At 70.3% G+C, this 22284-nt stretch carries 17 protein-coding genes; 9 read left to right on the forward strand and 8 right to left on the reverse strand.

Annotated features, from left to right (window positions below):
* The first annotated feature begins 101 nt into the window (after positions 1 to 101).
* From rfbB to rfbA, 3 genes are read left to right on the forward strand one after another with little or no spacing between them, the layout of a single operon-like run.
* A complete protein-coding gene (gene rfbB / locus ACS5Q7_RS22995) occupies positions 102 to 1151 on the forward strand; it encodes a dTDP-glucose 4,6-dehydratase (RefSeq protein ID WP_478341588.1) in 1050 nt (349 codons plus the stop codon).
* On the forward strand, positions 1151 to 2041 hold the full coding sequence (gene rfbD / locus ACS5Q7_RS23000) for a dTDP-4-dehydrorhamnose reductase (protein WP_478341589.1): 891 nt from the start codon (positions 1151 to 1153) through the stop codon (positions 2039 to 2041). Before rfbB ends, rfbD begins: the two co-directional genes overlap by 1 nt.
* A gap of 24 nt (positions 2042 to 2065) precedes the next feature.
* Positions 2066 to 2965 carry a glucose-1-phosphate thymidylyltransferase RfbA gene (gene rfbA / locus ACS5Q7_RS23005; protein ID WP_478341590.1) on the forward strand — a complete coding sequence of 300 codons (900 nt, stop codon included), beginning with the start codon at positions 2066 to 2068 and terminating at the stop codon, positions 2963 to 2965.
* A gap of 9 nt (positions 2966 to 2974) precedes the next feature.
* Here the strand turns inward: rfbA and ACS5Q7_RS23010 are convergent, their stop codons facing one another.
* The gene (locus ACS5Q7_RS23010) at positions 2975 to 3238 is read right to left on the reverse strand and encodes a hypothetical protein (protein WP_478341591.1); all 264 of its coding nucleotides are present in this window, start codon (positions 3236 to 3238) and stop codon (positions 2975 to 2977) included.
* Between the two features lie 173 nt (positions 3239 to 3411).
* On the opposite strand from ACS5Q7_RS23010, the gene ACS5Q7_RS23015 reads away from it, so the two are divergent.
* From ACS5Q7_RS23015 to ACS5Q7_RS23025, 3 genes are read left to right on the forward strand one after another with little or no spacing between them, the layout of a single operon-like run.
* Entirely contained in the window at positions 3412 to 4506 is a 1095-nt protein-coding gene (locus tag ACS5Q7_RS23015; protein ID WP_478341592.1) for an OpgC family protein, read from the forward strand.
* The gene (locus ACS5Q7_RS23020) at positions 4503 to 5303 is read left to right on the forward strand and encodes an SGNH/GDSL hydrolase family protein (RefSeq protein WP_478341593.1); all 801 of its coding nucleotides are present in this window, start codon (positions 4503 to 4505) and stop codon (positions 5301 to 5303) included. Before ACS5Q7_RS23015 ends, ACS5Q7_RS23020 begins: the two co-directional genes overlap by 4 nt.
* 48 nt (positions 5304 to 5351) lie before the next feature.
* Positions 5352 to 6698: a lipopolysaccharide biosynthesis protein gene (locus ACS5Q7_RS23025; RefSeq protein WP_478341594.1), complete on the forward strand. Its 1347-nt coding sequence runs from the start codon at positions 5352 to 5354 to the stop codon at positions 6696 to 6698.
* Here ACS5Q7_RS23025 and ACS5Q7_RS23030 read toward each other — a convergent pair.
* Together ACS5Q7_RS23030 and pepN are read right to left on the reverse strand one after the other, a co-directional pair.
* The gene (locus ACS5Q7_RS23030) at positions 6695 to 9016 is read right to left on the reverse strand and encodes a PAS domain-containing sensor histidine kinase (RefSeq protein ID WP_478341595.1); all 2322 of its coding nucleotides are present in this window, start codon (positions 9014 to 9016) and stop codon (positions 6695 to 6697) included. The genes ACS5Q7_RS23025 and ACS5Q7_RS23030 overlap by 4 nt on opposite strands.
* A 177-nt stretch (positions 9017 to 9193) precedes the next feature.
* The gene (pepN, locus tag ACS5Q7_RS23035) at positions 9194 to 11803 is read right to left on the reverse strand and encodes an aminopeptidase N (RefSeq protein WP_478341596.1); all 2610 of its coding nucleotides are present in this window, start codon (positions 11801 to 11803) and stop codon (positions 9194 to 9196) included.
* A gap of 152 nt (positions 11804 to 11955) precedes the next feature.
* Between pepN and ACS5Q7_RS23040 the strand changes: the two genes are divergently transcribed.
* The gene (locus tag ACS5Q7_RS23040; protein ID WP_478341597.1) at positions 11956 to 15246 is read left to right on the forward strand and encodes a TRCF domain-containing protein; all 3291 of its coding nucleotides are present in this window, start codon (positions 11956 to 11958) and stop codon (positions 15244 to 15246) included.
* 8 nt (positions 15247 to 15254) lie between these two features.
* Here the strand turns inward: ACS5Q7_RS23040 and ACS5Q7_RS23045 are convergent, their stop codons facing one another.
* The 5 genes from ACS5Q7_RS23045 to ACS5Q7_RS23065 form a co-directional block, all read right to left on the reverse strand.
* Positions 15255 to 15503: a PilZ domain-containing protein gene (locus ACS5Q7_RS23045; protein ID WP_478341598.1), complete on the reverse strand. Its 249-nt coding sequence runs from the start codon at positions 15501 to 15503 to the stop codon at positions 15255 to 15257.
* 240 nt (positions 15504 to 15743) lie between these two features.
* On the reverse strand, positions 15744 to 17090 hold the full coding sequence (locus ACS5Q7_RS23050) for an ATP-binding response regulator (RefSeq protein WP_478341615.1): 1347 nt from the start codon (positions 17088 to 17090) through the stop codon (positions 15744 to 15746).
* Positions 17091 to 17101: 11 nt separating this feature from the next.
* Positions 17102 to 18271 carry an FIST N-terminal domain-containing protein gene (locus ACS5Q7_RS23055; protein WP_478341599.1) on the reverse strand — a complete coding sequence of 390 codons (1170 nt, stop codon included), beginning with the start codon at positions 18269 to 18271 and terminating at the stop codon, positions 17102 to 17104.
* A gap of 119 nt (positions 18272 to 18390) precedes the next feature.
* Positions 18391 to 19371 (reverse strand): YVTN family beta-propeller repeat protein, encoded by a 981-nt coding sequence (locus tag ACS5Q7_RS23060; RefSeq protein WP_478341616.1) that lies wholly within the window; start codon positions 19369 to 19371, stop codon positions 18391 to 18393.
* 97 nt (positions 19372 to 19468) lie between these two features.
* The gene (locus tag ACS5Q7_RS23065; RefSeq protein ID WP_478341600.1) at positions 19469 to 20686 is read right to left on the reverse strand and encodes an ABC transporter substrate-binding protein; all 1218 of its coding nucleotides are present in this window, start codon (positions 20684 to 20686) and stop codon (positions 19469 to 19471) included.
* Between the two features lie 244 nt (positions 20687 to 20930).
* Between ACS5Q7_RS23065 and pedF the strand changes: the two genes are divergently transcribed.
* Both pedF and ACS5Q7_RS23075 read left to right on the forward strand, forming a co-directional pair.
* The gene (pedF, locus tag ACS5Q7_RS23070) at positions 20931 to 21356 is read left to right on the forward strand and encodes a cytochrome c-550 PedF (RefSeq protein WP_478341601.1); all 426 of its coding nucleotides are present in this window, start codon (positions 20931 to 20933) and stop codon (positions 21354 to 21356) included.
* A gap of 10 nt (positions 21357 to 21366) precedes the next feature.
* Positions 21367 to 22227, forward strand: coding sequence for a substrate-binding periplasmic protein (locus ACS5Q7_RS23075; protein WP_478341602.1), 861 nt, complete (start codon positions 21367 to 21369; stop codon positions 22225 to 22227).
* The last annotated feature ends 57 nt before the right edge of the window (positions 22228 to 22284 follow it).

The following is a 22284-nucleotide window of genomic DNA, read 5'->3' on the forward strand; positions in this document are numbered from 1 at the left end:
CCGCACCGAACAGAGGCGCAACACTGATCTCCACGCGGCATTGCGCCTGAATGCCGTCGTTTTGCCATGCAACGCGGATTTGGTCCGAGAGGGAATATTCGATGCGGATCCTCGTCACCGGCGGCTGCGGCTTCATCGGGTCCGCCCTGGTCCTGCACCTCGTGCAGGACCTCGGACACGAGGTCGCCACCCTCGACGCCCTGACTTATGCGGCCAACCCGATCTCGCTGAAGCCCCTGGAGGCCAGCGGTCGTCACAGGCTCATCGAGGCCGACATCTGCGACCGCGACGCGGTGCGGGCGGCCTTCAAGGAGTTCGCGCCTCAGGCGGTGATGCATCTGGCCGCCGAGAGCCATGTCGATCGCTCGATCACCGATCCGGGCGCATTCGTGCGGACCAACGTCATCGGCACGCAAACGATGCTCGACGCGGCGCGGGAGCGTTACGAGGGGTTGTCCGGCGTCGACCGCGAGGCCTTCCGCTTCCTCCACGTCTCCACCGACGAGGTCTACGGCTCGCTGCCGCCGGGCGGCTTCTTCACCGAAGAGAGCCGCTACGATCCGCGCTCGCCCTATTCCGCCTCGAAGGCGGCCTCCGACCATCTCGCCCGCGCATGGCACGAGACCTACGGCTTGCCGGTGCTGGTGACGAACTGCTCGAACAATTACGGGCCGCGTCACTTTCCCGAGAAACTGATTCCGCTGATGATCCTCAACGCCTTGGAGGGCAAGAACCTGCCCGTCTACGGCGACGGCCTGAACGAGCGCGACTGGATCCACGTGGAAGACCACGCCAAGGGCCTCGTCGCCGTGCTGGAGCGCGGGCGGATCGGCGAGACCTATCTGCTCGGCGGGCGCGCCGTGCGCAACAACCTCGCCGTGGTGAAGGGCCTGTGTGCCGCATTCGACCGGCTGCGCCCGGAGGCCGGGCCGCACGAGCGGCTGATCACCTTCGTCGCCGACCGTCCGGGCCACGACCGGCGCTACGCCATCGACTGCACCAAGGCCGAGCGCGAACTCGGCTGGGCGCCGCAGAAGACCTTCGAAGCGGCCTTGGAAGAGACCGTGGCGTGGTACCTCGCCAACGAAGCGTGGTGGCGGCCGATCCGCGAGGGCCGCTATCAGGGCCAACGCCTCGGGCTCGCCGGCTGATGAATATCCTCGTCCTCGGCGGTGCCGGCCAAGTCGGCACCGAGCTCCAGGCCAATGCCTGGCCCGTCGGCGTGCGCGTCCACGCCCCGTCCCGCGATGCCCTCGACATCACCGATCCCGCCGCGATCGCCGCCGCGCTCGATGAGCGTGACTACGCGGCGGTCATCAACACGGCCGCCTACACGGCGGTCGACAAGGCCGAGTCCGACGTGACCGCCGCGTGGCGCCTGAACGCGCTTGCCCCGGCGATCCTCGCGGAGGCGACGAAGGCGAAGGGGATCCCCCTCGTCCATGTCTCGACGGATTACGTCTTCGCCGGCCTGAAGGCCGAGGGCGCCTACACGCCGGACGAGCCGGTCGATCCGCGCAGCGTCTACGGCGCAAGCAAGGCGGCGGGCGAGTTCGCGGTGCGCACCGGCAATCCCCGCCACGCGATCCTGCGCACGGCCTGGGTGGTCAGCCCGCACCGGGGCAACTTCGTGAAGACGATGCTCCGCCTCGCCGCAGAGCGCGACAGACTCACCGTGGTGGACGACCAGCACGGTTGCCCGACGAGCGCGACCGACCTCGCCGCCGCCCTGGCGACCGTCGCCCTGCGCATGGCCCAGGACCACGCCGCACCGACCGGCACGTTCCACTGCGTGAACGACGGCTCGACCACATGGTACGGCTTCGCGCAGGCGATCGTGGCGGGCGGGGCTCGGCGTGGCGGTCGCGAGGTGCCGGTGGAAGGCATCCCGACATCCGCCTACCCGACGCCCGCCCGGCGCCCGTCGAATTCGCGCCTGTCGACCGATAGCCTGAGGGAGGCCTACGGCATCCGTCCGCGACCGTGGCAGGACGCCCTGGACGACATCCTGGACAGGCTCGCCGGACCCGCCCGGGCCTGAACCGCGAAAGAAGGAACCCATGCGATGAAGGGCATCATCCTCGCCGGAGGCTCCGGTACGCGGCTCCATCCGGCGACGCTGTCGATCAACAAGCAGCTCCTGCCGGTCTACGACAAGCCGATGATCTACTACCCGGTCTCGGTGCTGATGCTGGCCGGCATCCGCGAGATTTTGATCATCTCATCGCCGGAGCACCTGGACAATTACAAGCGCCTGTTCGGGACCGGCGAGCAGTTCGGCCTGTCCTTCACCTACGCGGTGCAGCCCCGGCCGGAGGGCCTCGCCCAGGCCTTCATCATCGGGCGGGACTTCGTCGGCGACGACGACGTGGCGCTGATCCTCGGCGACAACCTGTTCTTCGGCGCCGGCATGGCCGACCTGCTGAAGCGCGCCGTGGATCGCAGGCAGGGCGCGACGGTCTTCGCCTACCACGTCGAGAATCCCCAGGCCTACGGCGTGGTGAGCCTCGATGCGCACGGCAAGGCCACGAAGATCGTGGAGAAGCCGGAGAACCCGGAATCGACCTGGGCGGTCACCGGCCTCTATTTCTACGACAATCAGGTGCTGGACATCGCCGCCGCCGTGACGCCCTCTCCACGGGGAGAGCTCGAAATCACCAGCGTGAACGAGGCCTATCTCGAGCGCGGCGAGCTCTACGTCGAGAAGATGAGCCGCGGCTATGCGTGGCTCGATACGGGAACCCACGACAGCCTGCTCGAAGCCTCGGAATTCGTGCGCACGATCCAGCACCGGCAGGGGCTTCAGGTCGCCTGCCTGGAGGAGATCGCCTACGTCCAGGGATTCATCAACCGCGAGCAATTGATCGCGCGCGGCAAGCTGTTCTCGAAGACGTCCTACGGCAAGAACCTGCTGCGGCTCGCGGACGAGCCTCAGACGCGGGACGAGGCCCCCCTCATCCTCTGATACGGGCGCTCACTTCGGGCCGCAGCCGATGCAGATGCCCTGGGTGATCTTGTCGTCGACTTTCTGCTCCTGGGTCCGCCGCTCGCGGTTGTCCCCCGCGGTGGCGGCGCCCGCATCGCCACCGGCCGGCGGCATGGTCCGCCCGACCGCGCTGGTGTGAGGCGCCGTCACAGTGCTGGTCGGCCCGCCGCCGGTGCCGGTGCTCGCCTGGGCGAGGGCGGCGGCCGAGCCGCCGGCCCAGAGGGCGAGGGAGATCAAAACAGCGTGACGCATCGGCGGGCTCCTTCGCGTCGGTAACGCGACCGTCGTCCAGCGGTTCGATCGCGCGCGAGGGAAATTCGCGGCCCCGAACCTCATCGATCCCTCGGCGGATCCGGGTTTCCAGCGGCGTTCCGGCGCCCTACAGAGACCCGGACCCGACGACCAGCCCCGGAGCCGACGCCCCCATGCGGGAGCCCAATGCGATCGATTTCTGGCGCGGCTTCGCCCTGATCACGATCTTCATCAACCACATCCCCGGCAACACGTTCGAGCGCTACACCTTCTCGCAATACGGCATCTCGGACGCGGCCGAGCTGTTCGTGTTCCTGGCGGGGTGGTCGATCGGGATCGCCACGCGTGCCCGCGACGGCACGCCCGAGCCCCGCTGGCGCAGCGTGGTGCGGATGCTGGCGCGTACCGTCGAGGTCTACCGGGCACAGATCACGGTGATGCTGCTGGCGCTGGCGATCATCGCCGGAGCGGCGCTGCTCCTCGACAACCCGCTGATCCTCGAATGGCACAACGCGGGCAACTTCTTCGCGGACCCGATCCAGTCGGTCTGCGGCATGGCGCTGCTCACCTACCAGCTCGGCTTCTTCAACATCCTGCCGCTCTACGTGGTGCTGATCGGGATCGCACCGGTCATCGTGGTGATCGGCCGGGCGAGCCGCGTGCTGGCGCTCGGCCTCTCGTTCGCGCTCTACCTCGCGAGCCTGATCCTCGATTGGAACCTACCCTCCTGGCCGGGGGAGGGGACGTGGTTCTTCGATCCGTTCTGCTGGCAGCTTCTGCTGACGCTGGGCTTCGTGCTGCAGGATTGGAACCGCACCTCCCCCGCCTTCGGGCGCTGGGCGCGGCGGCTGATGCCCCTCGGGATCGTCATCGTGATCGTCGGCATCACCCTGTCGGTACTGGACATCCGGCCCGATCCGCTGATGGTCCCAGAGCCCCGGTTGTTATTCACGTTCGAGAAAAGCTACCTGACTCCGGCCAGACTGGTGCATTTCCTCGGGGTATTGTTGGCGTTTTCGCCACTCTACGCATTGATTGCGCCGCGAATCGGCCGGATCGTCGGATTCCTGTCGGGCCTGGGCAGGAACTCCCTGGCCGTCTTCTCGATGGGGTCGCTGTTGAGCCTGATCGGCCAGCTCGTCCGCTTCCAGACCGGGGGTGGGTTGCTGATCGACATGGCGGTTGCCGGCTGCGGTCTCGTCGCGTTGGGAATTACCGCATGGTTCGTCGAATGGCGTTCCCGCAGAGCCCCGAAGCCGCGTTCATGAAAAGGATCGTGTTCGCCCTCGGCCTGGGCATCCTCCCCGCCGCCGCGCAGGAGCCGGGCATGCCCGTGCCGTCGCTCGAATGCCGGGTGCCGGGCTCGCAGCTCTACAGCGTCGCCGGCCTCGCGGCCTCGAAGGCGGCCCTGGAAGAGCGGCACGTGCTGCGCATCCTGGCGATCGGCGGCTCCTCGGCGCCGGGCGCCTCGGCCTCGTATCCCGTGAAGCTCGAAGCCGCGCTCGAACAGGCGATGCCGCATGTCGACGTGATCATCGACCATCGCGGCCTGCCGGGTGAGATCGCGGCGGGGGCCGCCGAACGGCTGCGCACCCTGGTGGCCGATGCCGATCCGGATCTCGTCGTCTGGCAGGTCGGCACGCACGACGCCATCGCCCGGGTCGACCCCGCCGCCTTCGCCGAGGCGCTCGACGAATCCGTGGCATGGCTCAAATCCCACGGGATCGACGTGGTGCTGGTCGATCCGCTCTACACGGCGAGCGTCGCGACCGACACGGATTACAACCGCATCGTGGACGGCGTGCGCGACGTCGCCACCCGCGAGGGCGTGCCGCTGGTGCGCCGCTTCGAGGCCCTGCGCTACCTCGCGGCCCGAACCGAGAAGGGCGAAGGCCACATCCTCGGGCGGCAGTTCCGCCTGAACGATCTCGGCCTGCGCTGCATGGCCGAGCACGTCGCCTTGACGATCTCGGCCTCGCTCGCCCGCACCCCGACCCCGGCGCCGGCGCCCAAGCCGCCGAAGGAAACGCCCGCCTTAACCGAGCCGCAACGCGCCCCCGGCTAGACCGGATTGACGCGCCCGCGTTCGGCCGGGCGTGGGACGGAGCGCATCGTGGCGGCGACGATCCTGCCCGCACCGGCCCTGCGGCGGCTGCGCCTGCTGCGGGAGGGTTTCGGCGGGGGCGCCTCGGCGGTCTTCGCCATCCGCATCGCGGCGGCGGGCTTCGCCTATGCCGGTCAGGTCCTCGCCGCCCGGCTGCTCGGCTTCGACGCCTACGGCATCTTCGCCACGGTTTGGGTCTGGACGGCGCTGATCGGCCATACGCTGACCCTCGGCCTCGCCCAGAGCGCCAGCCGGTTCCTGCCGGAGGATCAGGCCAGGGGTGACATCGCCCACGCCCGCGGATTCCTGCGGGCAGGCGCCTTCGTCACGGGAGGCATCGCCCTCTCGGCCGGCGGCCTCGGCTTCACCCTGCTGCTCCTCGAACCCGATCTGCTGCCCGCGCCCTATCGCGTGCCGGCGATGATCGCCGCCGCGATCCTGCCGGTCTTCGCCATGCAGGATTATTGCGAGGGGGTCGCCCGCAGCCAGAACTGGCTCGGGCTCGCCATCGCGCCGCCTTACCTCCTGCGGCAATCGGCGATGATGGGCTTCATGGTGGCCGCGTCCCTCCTCGGGGCGCCGCCGGTCGCCGAGACCGCCATGGCCTGCATGTTCGCCGCCGCATCGGTGGCGACCGTTCTCCAGGCGAGGCTGCTCGCCGCGCGTCTCAGGGCCGAACTGCCCGTAGCCGCCCACCGCTACCGCTGGCGGCGCTGGCTCGGAACCGCCCTGCCGATCGCGGGCATCGATCTCGCCACCGCCGGGTTCAGCTTCGTCGACGTGATCGTCCTCGGCGCCCTGGCGAGCCCGTCCGAGATCGGCCTCTACTTCGCCGCCACCCGGATCCAGCAGATCGCCGCCTTCGTCCAATACGCCGTGAGTGCCGCCGCCCTCCGGCATTACAGCGCCGCGCAGGCGCTGGGCGACCGCCCGCGCCTGCTGGCCCTCGTTCGGCGCCAGGGACGCCTCACCGCCGGGGCGACCCTCCTGGTCGGGATGGGGCTGCTCGCCGTGAGCCCGCTGCTCTTCGCGCTGTTCGGAGCCTCCGCCTCCGAGGGCGTGCCGCTGCTCGCGATCCTGGTCGCGGGGGGCATCGGCGCGAGCCTGTTCGGGCCGGGCGCGGACCTCCTCACGATGCTCGGCGGCGAACGCCTCTGCGCGGCGCTGACCGGAGCGGCCGTGGCGGCGGCGGTGATCCTGTGCCTGATCCTCGTGCCGCTGTGGGGTCCCCTCGGCGCGGCCATCGCGATGGCGGGCGCCTCGATCGCCCGCGCTGCCGCGCTATCGCTCGCCGCCGACGCGCTGCATCGCCTCCCCACGCCGATCTGGGCAGCGAAGGGCGCCTCGCCGGATTAGGCCGCCTTGCGCCCCGGAATCCCGCCCGCCGCCTCGCGCCCGGCGGCCTCGGCGACCTTCTCGAGGCGCTGAGGGGTCGGGGCCGGCAGGCGCAGCAGCACGACGGTGCCGACATTCTCCTCGGACCGGATCCGCAGGCCGCCGCCATGGAGTTCGGCGGTGGAGCGGGCGATGGCGAGGCCGAGGCCGGAACCCTTGTGGCGGCTGGTGATCTGCGTCTCGACCTTGGTGAAGGGCTGGCCGAGCCGGGGCAGGGCCGCGCGGGGGATGCCCATGCCGCTATCGGCCACGAAGACATGGACATGCTCGCCCGCCCGGCGGACGCGCACTTCGACCCGCCCGCCCGGGCCGGTGAACTTCACGGCGTTCTCGAGGATGCCGAGGAGGATGCGGTGGATGCCGCGCACGTCGGCGAGAAGGTCCGTGCCCGCCCGGACATCGACGTGGATCTGCACGTCCTTGCGCTCGGCCTCGGGGGCGACCGCCTCGACGGCGTCGGCCACCGCCTGATCGGCGGGAAGGGCGCGGGGCTTGAGCCGCACGCGGCGGGCCTCCAGGCGGGCCATGTCGAGGATGTCGTCGATCATCGTGAGCAGGTGGCCCCCGCTCAGGCGGATGTCGCGGGCATATTCGCCGTAGCGCGGCACGCCGATGGGGCCGAGAACCTCGTTCTCCATCACGTCGGCGAAGCCGATGATGGCGTTGAGCGGCGTGCGCAGTTCGTGGCTCATGTTGGCCAGGAACTCGGATTTCGATTGGTTGGCCGATTCGGCCACCGCCTTCTGGTCGAGATAGCGCTCGGCGAGGTCGGCGAGCTGCTGGGTCTGCACCTCGAGGGTCCGCCGCGACCGTTTGAGATCGGTGACCGTCTCGATCAACTCGCGCTCGGACGCCACGAGCTGTTCCTGCTGGCGCTTGAGGCTGGTGATGTCCGTGCCGACCGAGACGTAGCCGCCGTCCCGCGTCCGCCGCTCGCTGATCTGCAACCATCGCCCGTCGGCGAGTTCCGCCTCGAAGGTGCGGGCGGTGGCCATGCCGATTTCCGGCGTCTCCCGGCGGATCTGGGGCAGGGCGCCCCGGCTCATCACGTCGATGTAGCGGCGGCCGGGCTGCGCGTCCTCGGCGCTGAGGGCGTGGAGGTGGCGGAACTTGGAATTGCACAGGACGAGGCGGTTGCCCTGGTCCCACACCACGAAGGCTTCCGAGATCGCCTCGACCGCGTCGCGCAGGCGCATGTCGTTGGCGGCGTTGGTCTCTTCCAGGGCGCGCTGCTGGCTGATGTCGACGGCGATGCCGACGAGGTGGCGCCCGCCATCGAACCCGTCCGCCACCACCTCGGCGCGGGCGCGCAGCCAGACATAGGCGCCGTCCGCCCCGCGCACGCGGAAGGCATGGTCCACATGTGTCTGGTTGGCAGCCACCGCGCGGGCGAGGCTGTAGAGGTCGCCATCGTCCGGATGGACCAGGGCGTTGACGGTGCCGAAGGCGAGGTAGGGCTGCTCGCGGCGGTAGCCGAGGAGCGTGTACATCGAATCGGACCAGTAGATCCGTCCCCTGGCGATATCCCAGTCCCACAGGCCGCAATCGCTGCGGCGGAGCGCTGTTTCGAGGCGGAGGCGGAGCTGTTCGCAGGCCCGGTCGGCCAGCGTGGCCTGACGCGTCTGCAAGCCGTAGGCGACGCCGACCCCGACGATGACGAGGATCGCCGCGCCGACGAGCACGATCTGGTCGCGGGTTCGCGCGCCCCAGCCGATCATCAGCGGATCGAGGGGCTGAAGCACCGCGATCTGCCCCTTGCCCCCCGGCAGGTTGTGCACCGCGGCCAGCGCCCGCTCGCCCCCCGGCAGGTCGATGAGCACCGCCCCGGCGCGCTCGCCGAGCACCGAGAGCGGTTCGCTGGGGCCGAGGATGTCGGTCAGGGTTTCCATCGCCGCCGGCAACGGCGGGTGGGCGACGGCGATGCGCGCGTCGGGGGCGAGCAGGACGAGGCGGCGGCCGGAATGGCGCCCGTCCTCGGGGAGCAGGGCGCGGAGGTCGGCCCGGCCGACCTCGGCCGTGCGCAGGGCATGGGCGGCGAGGCGGGCGAAGCCCTCCACCTCGGCCTCGGCCCCGGACAGGATCTCGGCCCGCTGTCCACGGATGTGGATCGCGGCCAGGGCGACGAGGCAGGCCAGGAAGATCGACAGCGCACCGGGTACGGCATAGCGCAACCAGCGCTCCGCCCTCTGCAAACGCGGATCCCGGCTGCGGACGGGCCAGACCGCCGACAGAGTCGAGTCCGCACGCGCGGAGAGGGAAGCGGAAACCGCCTCCGGCATGGCCGAACCTCACCCTCGGAGAATCGATCCGGCCGGGGCGCTGGCGCCCTGCGAATCTGACTGAATACAATCATCTGCGCAGGGTGTTTGTCCACCGCTTTTTTACCATTCCTCCTTGACTCGGCGGCTGCCGAACATGCCCTCAGAGAATCGCGTTAATGCAATCACAACAAGTGGTTAGCCGTCTTTCAGTGTCCGGCCGAGAATGTCCGCGACGTCCCTGGACAAACCCGGAACGGCCTTGATCCGGTTAAGCATTTCGGCGGCTACCGCGCGGCGGTTTTTTTCGAGGCGGCGCCACGATCCGAAGGCCGTCAGGAGCCTCGCCGCAACCTGAGGATTGGCAGAATCGAGGCTCTTCACAGTTTCGGCAACGAGGGCGAAGCCGGCCCCGTCGATTCGCGCGAACTGCGTCGGGTTCGCCATGCTGAAGCTGCCGATGAGCGCGCGGACCCGATTCGGGTTGGTCATCGAGAAGGCCGGGTGAGCCTTCAGCCGCTCGATCCGCGCCAGGGTCTCGGGTTCGGGAATGGTGGCCTGGATGGCGAACCACTTGTCGAGGACGAGGGGTTCGTTCGCGTAGCGCGCCCCAAAGGCGTCGAGGGCGGCTTCCCGCGCCGGGCCGGGAATCTGCGCGAAGGTGGCGAGGGCGGCGAGCCGGTCGGTCATGTTGCCGGCCGCGTCGAGGCGCCGGGCGGCCAGCGCCGCGCCGGCCTCGGGATCGCCCGCCGCGATCAGGTCGAGGGCGGCGTTGCGGAGCGACCGACGGCCGGCGGAGGCCGCATCGGGGCTGTAGGACGCCCCGTCCGCCGGGGCGAGGGCGGTGTCGATCCGTTCCAGGCGCGGGCGCAGGGCCCGGCCGAGATGGGCGCGCAACGCGTGCCGCGCCCGGTGGATCGCGTCGGGATCGACGTCGGCCGACAGCGAATCGGCCGCCTCGCCCTCCGTCGGCAAGGCGAGGACGAGGGCGGCGAAGGCCGGGTCGGCCAGCGCCTCCCCGTCGAGGAACGTGCCGAGCGCCGCCGCGAACGCACCCGCGCGGGTGGGGTCGGGATCGAGGATCAACCGCATCGCGACGTCCTGCGCCGCTTGCCAGCGATTGAACGGGTCGCTGTCGCGGGCGAGCAGCCGCAGGCGCTCCTCGTCGGTCAGCGCGAGATCGAGGCGCACGGGCGCCGAGAAGTCTCGCATCAGCGATGGGACCGGCGCCTCGGTGACGTTCTCGAACCTCAGTTCGGCCTCAGGCGTGGCCAGGACGAACACGCCCTCCGTCACCGCCGCGCAGGTCGCGTCGGTCAGCGGGCCGGAGGCGCCGACGAGGCCGAGCGCCACCGGGATGACGAGGGGTGGGCCTTCCTCCGGCAGATGCTGGGCGAGGTGGAGCGTATAGGTGCGGGCGGCGGCATCGTAGGTGCCGCTCGCCGCGAGGCGGGGCGTGCCGGGGCGCTCGTACCAGCGGGCGAAGGCCGAGAGGTCGCGCCCGGTCACGGCGGCGAAGGCGGCGAGGAAATCCTCGACGGTGGCCGCGCGACCGTCATTCTCCGCGAAGTAGCGGTCCATGCCGGCGCGGAAAGCGGGACCGCCGATCAGGGTGCGCAGCATCCGCACGATCTCGGCGCCCTTGTCGTAGACCGTCGCCGTGTAGAAGTTGTTGATCTCGGCATAGGCGTTCGGCCGCACGGGATGGCGTAGCGGGCCGGCATCCTCGGGGAATTGCCGGGCGCGCAGGGAGCGGACCTCGCCGATCCGGTGGACCGGCCGGGAGCGCATGTCGGAGGAGAATTCCTGATCGCGGAAGACTGTCAGGCCCTCCTTCAGGCACAACTGGAACCAATCCCGGCAAGTGACGCGATTGCCGGACCAATTGTGGAAATACTCGTGGGCGATGATTGCCTCGATGGCGGCGTAATCCGCGTCGGTCGCCGTCTCGGGCACGGCGAGCACGTACTTGTCGTTGAAGACGTTGAGACCCTTGTTCTCCATCGCGCCCATGTTGAAGGCGGAGACGGCGACGACGTTGAACACATCGAGGTCGTAGGCCCGGCCGAAGGCGCGCTCGTCCCACTCCATCGAGCGGATTACAGCGTCGAGGGCGTAGCCCGCGCGGTCCTCCTTGCCGGGCTCGACATAGACGGCGCAGGTGACGTTGCGCCCCTCCATCGTGCGGAACGCCGTCTCGACCTTGCCGAGGCGTCCGCCGACGACGGCGAAGAGATAGGCCGGCTTCGGGTGCGGATCGTGCCAGACGGCGTAGTGCCGGTCCTCGCCCACCGGGCCGGATTCGACCGGGTTGCCGTTGCCCAGCAGCACCGGGGCCTCCTCGCGGTTCGCCTCGATCCGCGTGGTGTAGACCGCCATCACGTCCGGCCGGTCGAGGAAGTAGGTGATGCGCCGGAATCCGTCCGCCTCGCACTGGGTGCAGTAGACGCCGTCCGTCCGGTAGAGGCCCATCAGCTTGGTGTTGGCCGTGGGATCGACCTGTGTGACGATCCGCAGGACGAAGGGACGCCGGGGCGGCCGGTGCAGGGTCAGGCCCGAGGGCGAGACGGCCATGGCCTCGGGCGGAACGGCGGTCCCGTCGAGGTCGAGGGCCACCAGCGTCAGGTCGTCGCCGTCGAGATGGAGCGGCGCCTCCGCATCGCCGGCCGGGTTCGGCCGCAGGGCGAGTTCCGCCGTGATCCGCGTCGCGTGCGCATCGAGCCGGATATCGAGGTCGACGCGGTCGATCAGGAAGGCGCTCGGGCGGTAATCCTCCAGGCGGATCAGCGGCGGCGTCTCTGTGCGCATACGAAGCACTCCGGGCAACGACAGGCCCCCGTTCTGGCGCCTCGGTGGCCCGAGCGCAACGCGCCTGCGGCGGTGCGTCCGTTGTGGATGGAGGGGACCCGGTAGGCCCCTGCCGCGTTGCCGGGCACAAGGGTGATGCGTGCGGGACCGGTATGGCCAATTCAGGGGTGCGGCGTCGGGCGACGGTGGCGGAACGCGGCCAGGAGGATGTGCCGCTCGTCCCCACGGGGGCACTCGCCGTGTCGCTCCTCGAACTCGCGGAGGAGGGCGGCCCGATCGTGCACGTGGCCCGCGACGGGCGGCGCCTCGATGAACTCGCCGCGACGCTCCGCGTGCTCCAGCCCGGCCTCGCGGTCGGCATCTTTCCGGAATGGGATTGCCTCCCGTTCGACCACGCCTCGCCCTCGCGGGCGACGATGGGCGCGCGCACCGCGCTGTTGCGCTGGCTGACCGATGCGCAAGCGCGGCCCTCGATCATCCTCACCACCGGCCCGGCCATGGCGCAGCGTCTGCCGCCGCCCGACACCTGGGAAGGCGCGCGCGTCACCTTCGCCGTGGGCGACACGATCGACGTCGCCGCCGTCACCGCCGAGTTGCAGCGCCTCGGCTACGTCCTCGACGAGCGGGTGGACGAGCCGGGCGAGGTCGCCATGCGCGGGCGGACTCTGGAAGTCTTCCCCGCCGCCGCTCCGCGCCCCTGCCGGGTGGAGCACGACAAGGGCCGCGTCACCGCGATCCGCTCCTACGATCCGGTCACGCAGCGCTCGGTGGCCGAAACCCGCGACCTGCTCGTCGACCCGGCCACCGAGATCCTGCTGAAGCGCGATGCCGAGGAACGGCTGGTGCCCTTCACCGGCCAGGAGCACGGCCTTCCGCGCTATTACAAGACACTCGTGACGCTCATCGACTACCTGCCCGAGGCCCGCCTCGTGGTGGAGGAGGGGACCGAGAGCCGTCTCGGCGCCTTCTTCGAGCAGGTGGAGGAGGGGCGGGAAGCCGCGAGCCGTGGGCGCCGCTCGGCCAAGGCCGTGGACGGGCTCTATCTCACGCCGAAGGAGTGGGCGGCGCTGGCCAAGGGCCATGCGCTGGCCGGGGCGACCGAGGACGCCGCCAGCGACGCGGCGGTGCCGGTCTTCGCCCGCGACAAGCGCCCCGGCGCCGCGATGGCGAAGTTCCTGCGCGAGCGTTTGACGGCGGGCGACCGTATCGTCCTCGCCGGCCCGAAATCGCCCCTGCGCCGCCTCGTACGCCGGGCTTCCGAGGTGGCCGAGGGGCCGATCCGGCTGATCGATTCGTGGGCCGAGACGGCCCGCGCCGCACCCGGCGCCCTGCTGGCGCTCGAGGCGCCGCTGAAGGCGGGCTTCCGCCTCGCCGGCACGACGGTGATCGCGGCGGCGGACTTCCTCGGACCGTCCGCCGCGCCGGTCGGCACGGCGGGTCCGACCCTGCCGCTGGGCGATGTCGAGCTGCGGCCGGGCGACGTGGCGGTCGACCGCGACCGGGGGCTGTGCGTGTTCGAGGGTCTCGAATCCGTCTCGACCACGGACGCGACGGAGGCGCTGCGCCTGCGCTTCGCCGACGACGCGGTGCTGATGGTGCCGGTGGATCAGGCCGAGCGGATCTGGCGCTACGGCTCGGAGCCGGAGGCCGTGACCCTCGACAAGCTCGACGGCAACACCTGGGCGCGCCGACGGCTCGAAGCCGAGGCGACCCTCGCCCGCACCGCCCGCACCCTCCTCGAAGCCGCGAAGGCGCGGCGGGAGGCCGGCGCGGCGAAGCTCGTGCCCCCGGCGAACGAATTGGAGCGCTTCGCGGCGGGCTTCGGGTTCTCGCCGACACCGGATCAGGCGCAAGCCGTGGAGGCGATCCTCGCCGATCTCGCCTCCGGCGAGCCGATGGACCGGCTGGTCTGCGGCGATGTCGGATTCGGCAAGACCGAGGTGGCGCTGCGGGCGCTCGCCGCCGCGATCTTCGCCGGCAAGCAGGCGGTGCTGATCGCCCCGACCACCGTACTCGCCCGCCAGCACGCCGCGACCCTGGAGCGCCGCTTCGGCCGGTTCGGTATCGAGGTCGGGCATCTCTCGCGCCTCGTCTCGCCCGCCGAGGCGAAGCGGGTGAAGCAGGGTCTCGCCGACGGCTCGATCCGCCTCGCGGTCGGCACCCATGCCCTGGCCGCCAAGAGTGTCGCCTATGCCGATCTCGGCCTGACGGTGATCGACGAGGAGCAGCGCTTCGGCGCCAAGATGAAGGCCGACCTGCGCCGCCTCGCGGCGGGGGGCCATGTCCTCACGCTGACGGCGACGCCGATCCCGCGCACGCTGCAATCGGCGCTGGTCGGCCTGCAGAGCCTCAGCGTGCTCGCGACCCCGCCCGCCCTGCGCCAGCCGGTGCGCACCGTCGTCACCGCCTTCGAGGACGAGACCCTGCGCGAGGCGCTGGTGCGCGAGCACCGGAGGGGCGGCCAGAGCTTCGTCGTCTGCCCGCGTATCGAGGACATCGCGCCCCTGCGGGAACGTCTGGCGAAGCTCGTCCCTGGTCTCGACATCGCGGTCGCCCACGGCGACCTGAAGGCGGCTGAGATGGACGAGACCATGGTCCGGTTCGCGGAAGGCTTGGGGGACGTGCTGCTGGCGACCGCGATCATCGAGAGCGGCCTCGACGTGCCCCGCGCCAACACCATGCTCGTCTGGGACGCCGCCCGGTTCGGCCTCGCGCAGTTGCACCAGCTGCGCGGGCGGGTCGGGCGCGGCCAGCGTCGCGGCGTCGTCTATCTGCTGAGCGATCCCGCCGCCCCGCCGAACCCGGCCGCCGAGCAGCGCCTGCGCGCCTTGGAGGCCATGGACCGCCTCGGCGCGGGCTTCGCCATCAGCGCCCGCGATCTCGACCTGCGCGGGGCGGGCGACCTCGTTGGTGAGGATCAGGCGGGCCATGCCAAGCTCGTCGGGCTCGGCCTCTACCGGCACCTGCTCGAACTCGCGCTCATGCAGGCCAAGGGCCTGCCCGCCGAGGATTGGATGCCCGACCTCGTGCTGGGCATCGCCGCCACGATCCCCGAATCCTACGTGCCGGAGCCGGAAATCCGCCTCGACCTCTACACCCGCGTGCTGCGCTTGCGGGAGGCGGAGGCCATCGAGGCCCTGGCGGCCGAGGTGGAGGACCGTTTCGGCGAACCGCCGGAGCCGGTCGCCGCGCTGTTCGCGCTCGGCCGGCTGCGGGCCACCTGCCGCCAGCTCGGGATCGCCCGGCTGAAGGGGGGACCGCAGGGCATCGCCGCCGAGTTCCGGCCCGGCTGCCGGCCGGGGCCGATGGCAGCCGCCGACGACCTCGTGCTCAAGGAGAACCGGATCGTCCTGCGGCGCCCCTGCGAGGAGCCGGCCCTGCGCGCCGAGATGGCCGCGGAACTGCTGGACCGCATCCGCGAGGCGCGGGAGCGGTCCCGCTGAGGGGCGGCTCAGGCCGCCTGCAATTGGGCGCCGATCTCTTCGCCTCTCCGCCACACCAGGCGGCAGATGTAGAAGGCCGGCGCGTGCTCGATCTCGAGCAGGAAGGTGTCGGGGATCAGATCCGCCTCCGGCAGCGTGACCCGGACGCCGACATCCGAGCGGTCGTAGACGAGGCAGGAGAGGGAGCGGTGTTCATCGAGGCAGATGCGCCCAGGGACATCGACTCGGGTACGGGGTAACGAGCGGCGTTCGATCATGGCGAACCTCGACTGAGGCCCATACCCTCTCACGGACGCGTACAGGCTACGTAAGACCTTTCGTTCAAATTGTCCGTATCGGGCCGGATAGGGCCGCGGATCGAACACGCGCCGTCATTGCGAGGCGGAGCCGAAGCAATCCAGAGCACGACCTTTCCGGACAGGGCGGCGCCGGCTGGATTGCTTCGCTTCGCTCGCAATGACGCCGGCGACGGCCGGAGCCCCCGAGCCGAAAAGGTGTCACGCCAGCAGGTAGGCCAGGAGCGCCCGCAACTGCGCCGGCTTCACCGGCTTCAGCATCAGTTCGGCCTGCGCTTCCACGACGCGGCGGCCGACCTCGACGCCGTAATCGGCGGTGGCGACGATGACCGGCGTCACCCAGCCCCGTGCGTCCCGCAGGTGATCGACCACATCGAGGCCGCAGGCCCCGTCGGACAGGTGATAATCGATGATCATCACGTCCGGCCGCTTCATCCCGTTGCGCAGGGAGTCGATCACGCCGGAGAGGGCACGGTGGCTCTCCACCTCGGCGTCCCAGCCGCGCAGCAGCCGTTCCAGCGCCTCGGCGGTGGAGGCGTCGTTCTCGATCACCAGCACTCGCGCCCCGGTCAGCGTCGTGGCGACCGGCACCGGATGCGCGGGCGCGTCCGGTGCCGATGGCGCGAGCGGGATCTCGACGCTCATCCGCGTGCCGCGCCCGACGCGGGAATGCAGATGGATGGGGTGGCCCAGGGCCGAGGCCATGCGCTGCACGATGGAAAGGCCGAGCCCCAGCCCCGGCCCGCCGGCATCCTCGCCGTCGCCCGTGCCCCGGTAGAATTCCTCGAAGACGAGGTCGCGCTCGTCCTCCGGGATGCCCCGGCCGGAATCGACCACGTCGATCCGGCACAGGCTGCCCCGGCGGCGCACGCCGATCAGCACCCCGCCCGATTCCGTGTAGCGCACGGCGTTGGAGACGAGGTTCTGCAGGATCCGCTGCATCAGCGCCGCGTCGGTGGCCACCACGGCGTCGCAGGCGCGGGTGAGCAGGCGCAGGCCCTTGCGCTCGGCGAAGGGCCGGAAGCTCGCCTCGATATGCGCCACGAGATCCGCGAGCCGCACCGGCTTGATCACCGGCCGCACCGCGCCCGCATCGAGCTTCGAGATGTCGATGAGGGCCTTGATCAGGTCCTCGATGGTCTGGAGACCGCGCTCCACCTGCCCGGCGACGGTCTGCGCCTCCGGGCCGGGGGCGAGGTCGGCCAGTGCCGACAGGGAGAGCCGGGCCGCGTTGAGGGGCTGGAGCAGGTCGTGGCTCGCGGCGGCGAGGAAGCGCGTCTTGGAGCGGTTGGCGGTCTCGGCCTCGTCCTTGGCCGCCTGCAAAGCCGAATTCGAGGTTTCCAGGCTCTTCATCAGGGAGGTCAGTTCCTCCGTGCGCGAGCGAACGCGGCCTTCGAGCATGATCGCGGTCTGGAACAGGGCATAGGCCCCGCCCTGCTGGTCCATGGTCCGCTCGACATGGGCCATGAGGGCGGCGTTGATGCGCTCCAGCTTCTCGATCCGGCGCGCCAGGGCCTCGCGGCTCTCGCCCTCCGCTTCCGCGACCATGGCCGTCCCGCTCACGCCGGATGGTTCCGGCCGATGGCGATGCCGGTGAAGGTCTGATTCAGGTGCATCGAGCGGTATTGCTCGCCGTAGGTCTCGAACCCGACCACGCCGTAGCGGCTGTAGAGGTCCGAGATGCGGTGGCGGCATTGCCGGCTCTCGGCATCGAGACGGCGCAGCACGCAATCGAAGCCGATCACGAGGTCGAGGCCGCCCAAGGTCTCGTCCAGGCCGGAGAGTTCGGCCCGCGTCGCCTCCACGATGTCGTGCGGCTCGGCCAGCGTCAGCACCGCGCCCTCGCTGATGGCGCAGAACAGGGTGAGCGACCCGTCCGGCTCCACCCGGCTGATCGACCGGCAATAATATTCACCCCCGACCTTCACCGCGAGGGGATAGGCGGCAAAGCTCATCGGCGTCAGGTGCTCGGGATCGAGCCCCACCGCCTTGGCGTATTCCCGCGCCGCCGGCTCGGCGTTGAGTTCGTAGACCCGCCGATGCTCCTCGGAGGCGGCGGTCACGACGAACTTGCGCTGGGTCGGGGCGAAGTTGTCGCTCTTGAAGATGCGGATCGGGAAATCCGTCTCAACGAGGATCAGCACCGCCGCGTTGGTATGGATCGCCCCGTCATGGATCAGCACCGTGCCGGCGAAGGCGAGGTCGTCCCCCGCCGAGCCGCCGACCAGGGGGATGCCGTCGAGGGCCCAGGCCACGGCCGAGACCACCGTCTCCTCCGCGTTGGAGAGCGCATCGATGAGCGAGAGGGCGAACTGGCTGCCCGGCACCGGCGCGACCCGGATCTGGTCGAGCTGCCGGCGCAGGCTGCGCACGGCGGTGGCGGTGCGGGCGACATCCAGGCAATCGATCCGGGTGAGCACGTCGCTGACGAGGCGGAAGCCCTGGCGCGGGAAGGCGATGGCGACGAGGCCGCGGTCGATGGCGCCGGCCGGGCTGATCCCGCCCGACGAGCTGCAGCCGAGCAGCGTCACGCCGGGGAAATGCGCGCCCACCGCCGCGACGAGATCCCCCGCGTCGTAGGCGGGCGAGAAGAAGACGAGCAGGTGGCCGATCGGCTCACGGTCGAGCAACGCCGCGACGGAGGCCACGGCCTCGCGCACGTCGGACGCCTCGGTCCAGGCAGACTGGATCCCGCAGAGATGCGAACGCATCCGCGTTCCATCGATCACGGCGCCACTCCCGCTCGGGGCCGCTCTCACCCGGCGGCCCTCGTGGGAGGAACTATATGTCCGCAACGGGGATTGTGGCAAACCGCGCCATCCGTCCGTCCCGCCCCATCGCCGCCCGGTCATTTCCCGGCTTCGGCCTCGCCGCGCGCGGGGGAGGGGCGGATGGCGGCCCCCCAGGGGAAGCGCCCGACCTTCACCGTCTTGATCGCCTTGAGCGAGGGCACGTCGATCACGGTCACGTCCCCCGAGACGCCGTTCGTGGTGACGAGCCTGTCCTGTTCCGGATTGATCGCGATGTGCCAGACCCGCCGCCCGACGAGGATGTAGCTCTTCACCTCGAAGGTCTTGGCATCCACCACCGCCACCCGGTCGGAGGGACCCAGCGCCACGAAGGCGAGGCGCCCGTCGTCGGTGAGGCCGATCCCCACCGGCTGGATCCGGTCCGAGGCGACGCCCTTGATCTCGAAGGGGATCGTCTTCACCACCTTGCGGGTCGCCACATCAATGACGGCGACCGTGCCGCCGATCTCGGAGGAGACCCACAGGGTCTTGCCGTCCTTCGAGAATTCCGCGTGGCGCGGGCGCTGGTCCACCTGCGTCGCATCGATGGCGGTGAGCGTCGCCACGTCGATCCAGTGGACCATGTTCGTGGTTTCGGAGGTCGTCACCGCGATCCGGCCGTCCGGGCTGACGGCCATGCCCTCGGGCTCGATGCCGACGTCGATCTGCGCCTTCACATGCTTGGTTTCGACATCGACCACCGTCGTCGTGGCGTTGTTCTCGTTGGCGATGAACAGGGTGCGCCCGTCGGGCGAGAGGGCGAATTGCTCCGGGTCCTCGCCGGAGGGCAGGTCGGTGAGGAGCTTGCCGCTGTCGGGGTCGATGACTTGCACGGAATCGGAATCGCTGGCGCAGACGAAGAGGCGCGTACCGTCCTTCGAGAACACCACGCCGCGCGGGCGCCGGCCCACGGGGAAGGTGCGCGTCACCGCGTAGGTCCCGGTGTCGATCACCGAGACCGTGTTGTCGCGCTCGTTGGTGACGTAGATCTCGGCGGCCCGTGCGGGCGCGATGGTGAGAAGAAGCGCCATCGCCGTCATTGCGAGCAGAGCGAAGCAATCCAGTCGCGCGGCGGCCTGAAACGTCCCGCTGCCCTGGGTCGCTTCGCTGCGCTCGCGATGACGCTGTCCGATCATGTCATCCTCCGAAGGCCTTGCAGGCGCTCTCGGGCCGGTCGAGACCCAGCGTGTCGAGTTCGGTGGCGCGGTGGAGGAAACCCTCGACCGGCGCCGTGCCGACCACCGCCCCGGGCCAGAGCAGGTAGAGGGGCTGCCGCAACTGCCCGTTCCAGGCGCGGAAGCTGAGCGCCCGCCCCTTGAAGCCGCCGACCTCGAAGGCGGGATCGAGCATCAGCGCGGCGATGGCGGCCGGATCGGCGGATCTGAGCTTTACCGCCGCCTCGCCCACCGCGTGGACGGCCATCCAGCCCGCCCAATCGACGGGGCTCATGGTCCGCCCGGCGAGCTTGCGGAACCGCTGCTGCAATTGCGCGGCGGCCCAGGCCTCCACCGCCCGGCCCCAGGCGGCGGGGGAGAGGCCCTGCGTGCCCACCACCGGGCGCGGGGATTCGGTGTTGTAGACGAGGTTCGTGCCGAACTCGCCCGCCTCGTCGGCCACCGCGACCACGTCGTGCTCGGGCCCGCGCGTGGCGAGGGCGAATTCCCGCAGCGCGCTGTCGCGCAGATCCGCGCCCCGCGCGTCGAACTTCGTCTCCGCGACGACCCGCGCCCCGAACTTCCGGGCGCTGCGCTTCAGGGATTCCGCGTAGAGCCCGTCCGCCGTGTCCGGCCCGGAAACGAGGAGGATGCGCGTCCAGCGCTTGAACACCAGCAACTGGACGAGGGCATCCGTCAGCATCGCCCGCGAGGGGATGACGTGCAGCACCCGCTTGCGGCACTCGGCATCGCGCAGGGCGGTGTCGGTGGCGCCGACATTGAGGAGCACGAGGTCCTTCGCCTCGGGGGCGTCGGCCAGGGAAAGGAGGTCGGCGGCGGGGGCGTTGACCACCACGAATTTCGGCCGGTCCTTGCCGGCAAGCAGTTCGGCCAGGGCGGCGCGGATGTCGCCGCCGGGCTCCACCACCTTGCTCGCCAGGGAGAGGGAGAGGCCGACGAACCGCCCCGTGGCGTTCGCGTCGCGCAGGCCGAGTTCGGCGCCCTTCAGCCCCTCGTCGGCGGGAACCGGATCCTCGTTGTTCAGGGGGTTCGGCCGCTCGATCCGCCGCTCGAGATAGGCGACGCCTACCGGCTCGGCTGCAAGCGCCACTTGCATGGCCAGGAGGCCGGCCGCGAGGAGCCCGGCGCTCCAGCGCGCAAGTCTCCGTCCCCGGCTCCAGGCCTCGGTCGCCGTCCGCATCCGGCTGTTCTCGTTTCCACCCGTCGGATCGTTGTTGAATCCTGGCATAGAGCCGGCATTCGCCTGGGGAAATAGGACCAAGGTGTGGGCTCGACATGGTTTGCGTAGCTGCAAGTCAACTCTTGGAAGTCAGCCCTTGGACCAAAGCACAATGGGTTCGTGTGCCCCGTCTTGATAGCCTTCCTTCAAACAGCCGCCCGAACGGACGGCGGATGACGGCCGATGGCCGCTACGGAGGGAAACGATGTCGAGAAGGCTTGCGCTCGCGGGCGGCATGCTGGCCGCGCTCCTGGTGTCGAGCGGCGCCGTTTTCGGCCACGGGGACGTGCAGCCCCAGCCGGTCAACACGGACGGCCTGCCGCCCCTCGGCGACACGTGGCGCGACGAGAACCCCTATCGCGACAACGCGCACGCGGTGAAGATCGGCTCCTCCGCCTACAACCAGAATTGCGCCCGCTGCCACGGCCTCGAAGTGATCTCCGGCGGCCTCGCCCCCGACCTCCGCTACCTGGAGAAGGGCAAGGAGGGCGACGAGTGGTTCAAGGAGCGCGTCACCCACGGCGCGATCATCGACGGCATGACCAAGATGCCGGTCTTCGCGGGAGTGATCTCGCAGGAAGGCCTGTGGGCCATCCGCAGCTACATCGAATCCCAGCACGTCGACAATTGAGCGCGGCCGGATGACCCGCTCCCTGCGACGACGCTCCCTGCTGCTGGCGGCTTCCTGGCTGCTGGCGACCGCGCCCGCCTTCTCCCGTCCCCTCGACGCCGTGCGCGCGGACGGCACCCTGCGGGTCGCGCTCTACGACGACAACGCCCCCTTCTCCGCACTGAGGGACGGGAAGCCCACGGGCATCGAGGTCGACATCGCCCAGGCACTCGCGGACGCGCTGAAGCTGAAGCTCGACCTGCGCCTCGTGGATGCCGGCGAGAATTCGGACGGCGACCTGCGCCTCGCCCTGTGGCGCGGCGACCTCGCGGGCTCGGCCCTCTCGGACGTGATGCTGCACGTGCCGGCCGACCGCATCTTCGCCCAGCGCAACGAACAGGTCTTCACCACGCGTCCCTACCTGCAGCAGCGCCTCACCCTGGCCTGGCGAAAAGGCACGACGGAGGATTTCGAGACCCTCGGCGATGTCGGCGACACGCCCATCGACGTGGAGGGCAACAGCGCCTCCGACGCGATGCTGCTCACCGCCAATGGCGGCCAGCTTCGCAAGAACCTGAAGCACTTCAAGAGCTTCGATGAGGCGGCGAAGGCCTTCCTCGCCGGGGATGCGCCGATCCTGGCGGGCACCCGCTCCGAGATCGAGGGGGCGCTCGCCGGCTCCGGCACCGCCATGGACGGCATCGGCATCACGCAGGTGAAGCTCGCCGGGCCGATCAAGACCTCGTGGGAACTCTGCGGCGCGGTGAAGAGTGATTCGCGCGATCTCGGCTATGCGGTCGGCGATGCGATGACCGCGATGATCGATAACGGCACGATGAAGAGCATCTTCGCCAAGCATGGCGTGAGCTACGAACCGCCGACCGGATACTGACCGGCGGCATTCCATTGCCGAATGCTTGAACCCGGCGCCGTTCGGCAACGGGAACAA

The organism is Methylobacterium sp. Gmos3, assembly GCF_056430985.1.

Coding starts and splice junctions, on each gene's coding strand:
- rfbB (WP_478341588.1), top strand. CDS start 102: ATGCGGATCCTCGTCACCGGCGGCTGCGGCTTCATCGGGTCCGCCCTG.
- rfbD (WP_478341589.1), top strand. CDS start 1,151: ATGAATATCCTCGTCCTCGGCGGTGCCGGCCAAGTCGGCACCGAGCTC.
- rfbA (WP_478341590.1), top strand. CDS start 2,066: ATGAAGGGCATCATCCTCGCCGGAGGCTCCGGTACGCGGCTCCATCCG.
- ACS5Q7_RS23010 (WP_478341591.1), bottom strand. CDS start 3,238: ATGCGTCACGCTGTTTTGATCTCCCTCGCCCTCTGGGCCGGCGGCTCG.
- ACS5Q7_RS23015 (WP_478341592.1), top strand. CDS start 3,412: ATGCGGGAGCCCAATGCGATCGATTTCTGGCGCGGCTTCGCCCTGATC.
- ACS5Q7_RS23020 (WP_478341593.1), top strand. CDS start 4,503: ATGAAAAGGATCGTGTTCGCCCTCGGCCTGGGCATCCTCCCCGCCGCC.
- ACS5Q7_RS23030 (WP_478341595.1), bottom strand. CDS start 9,016: ATGCCGGAGGCGGTTTCCGCTTCCCTCTCCGCGCGTGCGGACTCGACT.
- pepN (WP_478341596.1), bottom strand. CDS start 11,803: ATGCGCACAGAGACGCCGCCGCTGATCCGCCTGGAGGATTACCGCCCG.
- ACS5Q7_RS23040 (WP_478341597.1), top strand. CDS start 11,956: ATGGCCAATTCAGGGGTGCGGCGTCGGGCGACGGTGGCGGAACGCGGC.
- ACS5Q7_RS23045 (WP_478341598.1), bottom strand. CDS start 15,503: ATGATCGAACGCCGCTCGTTACCCCGTACCCGAGTCGATGTCCCTGGG.
- ACS5Q7_RS23050 (WP_478341615.1), bottom strand. CDS start 17,090: ATGGTCGCGGAAGCGGAGGGCGAGAGCCGCGAGGCCCTGGCGCGCCGG.
- ACS5Q7_RS23060 (WP_478341616.1), bottom strand. CDS start 19,371: ATGACGGCGATGGCGCTTCTTCTCACCATCGCGCCCGCACGGGCCGCC.
- ACS5Q7_RS23065 (WP_478341600.1), bottom strand. CDS start 20,686: ATGCGGACGGCGACCGAGGCCTGGAGCCGGGGACGGAGACTTGCGCGC.
- pedF (WP_478341601.1), top strand. CDS start 20,931: ATGTCGAGAAGGCTTGCGCTCGCGGGCGGCATGCTGGCCGCGCTCCTG.
- ACS5Q7_RS23075 (WP_478341602.1), top strand. CDS start 21,367: ATGACCCGCTCCCTGCGACGACGCTCCCTGCTGCTGGCGGCTTCCTGG.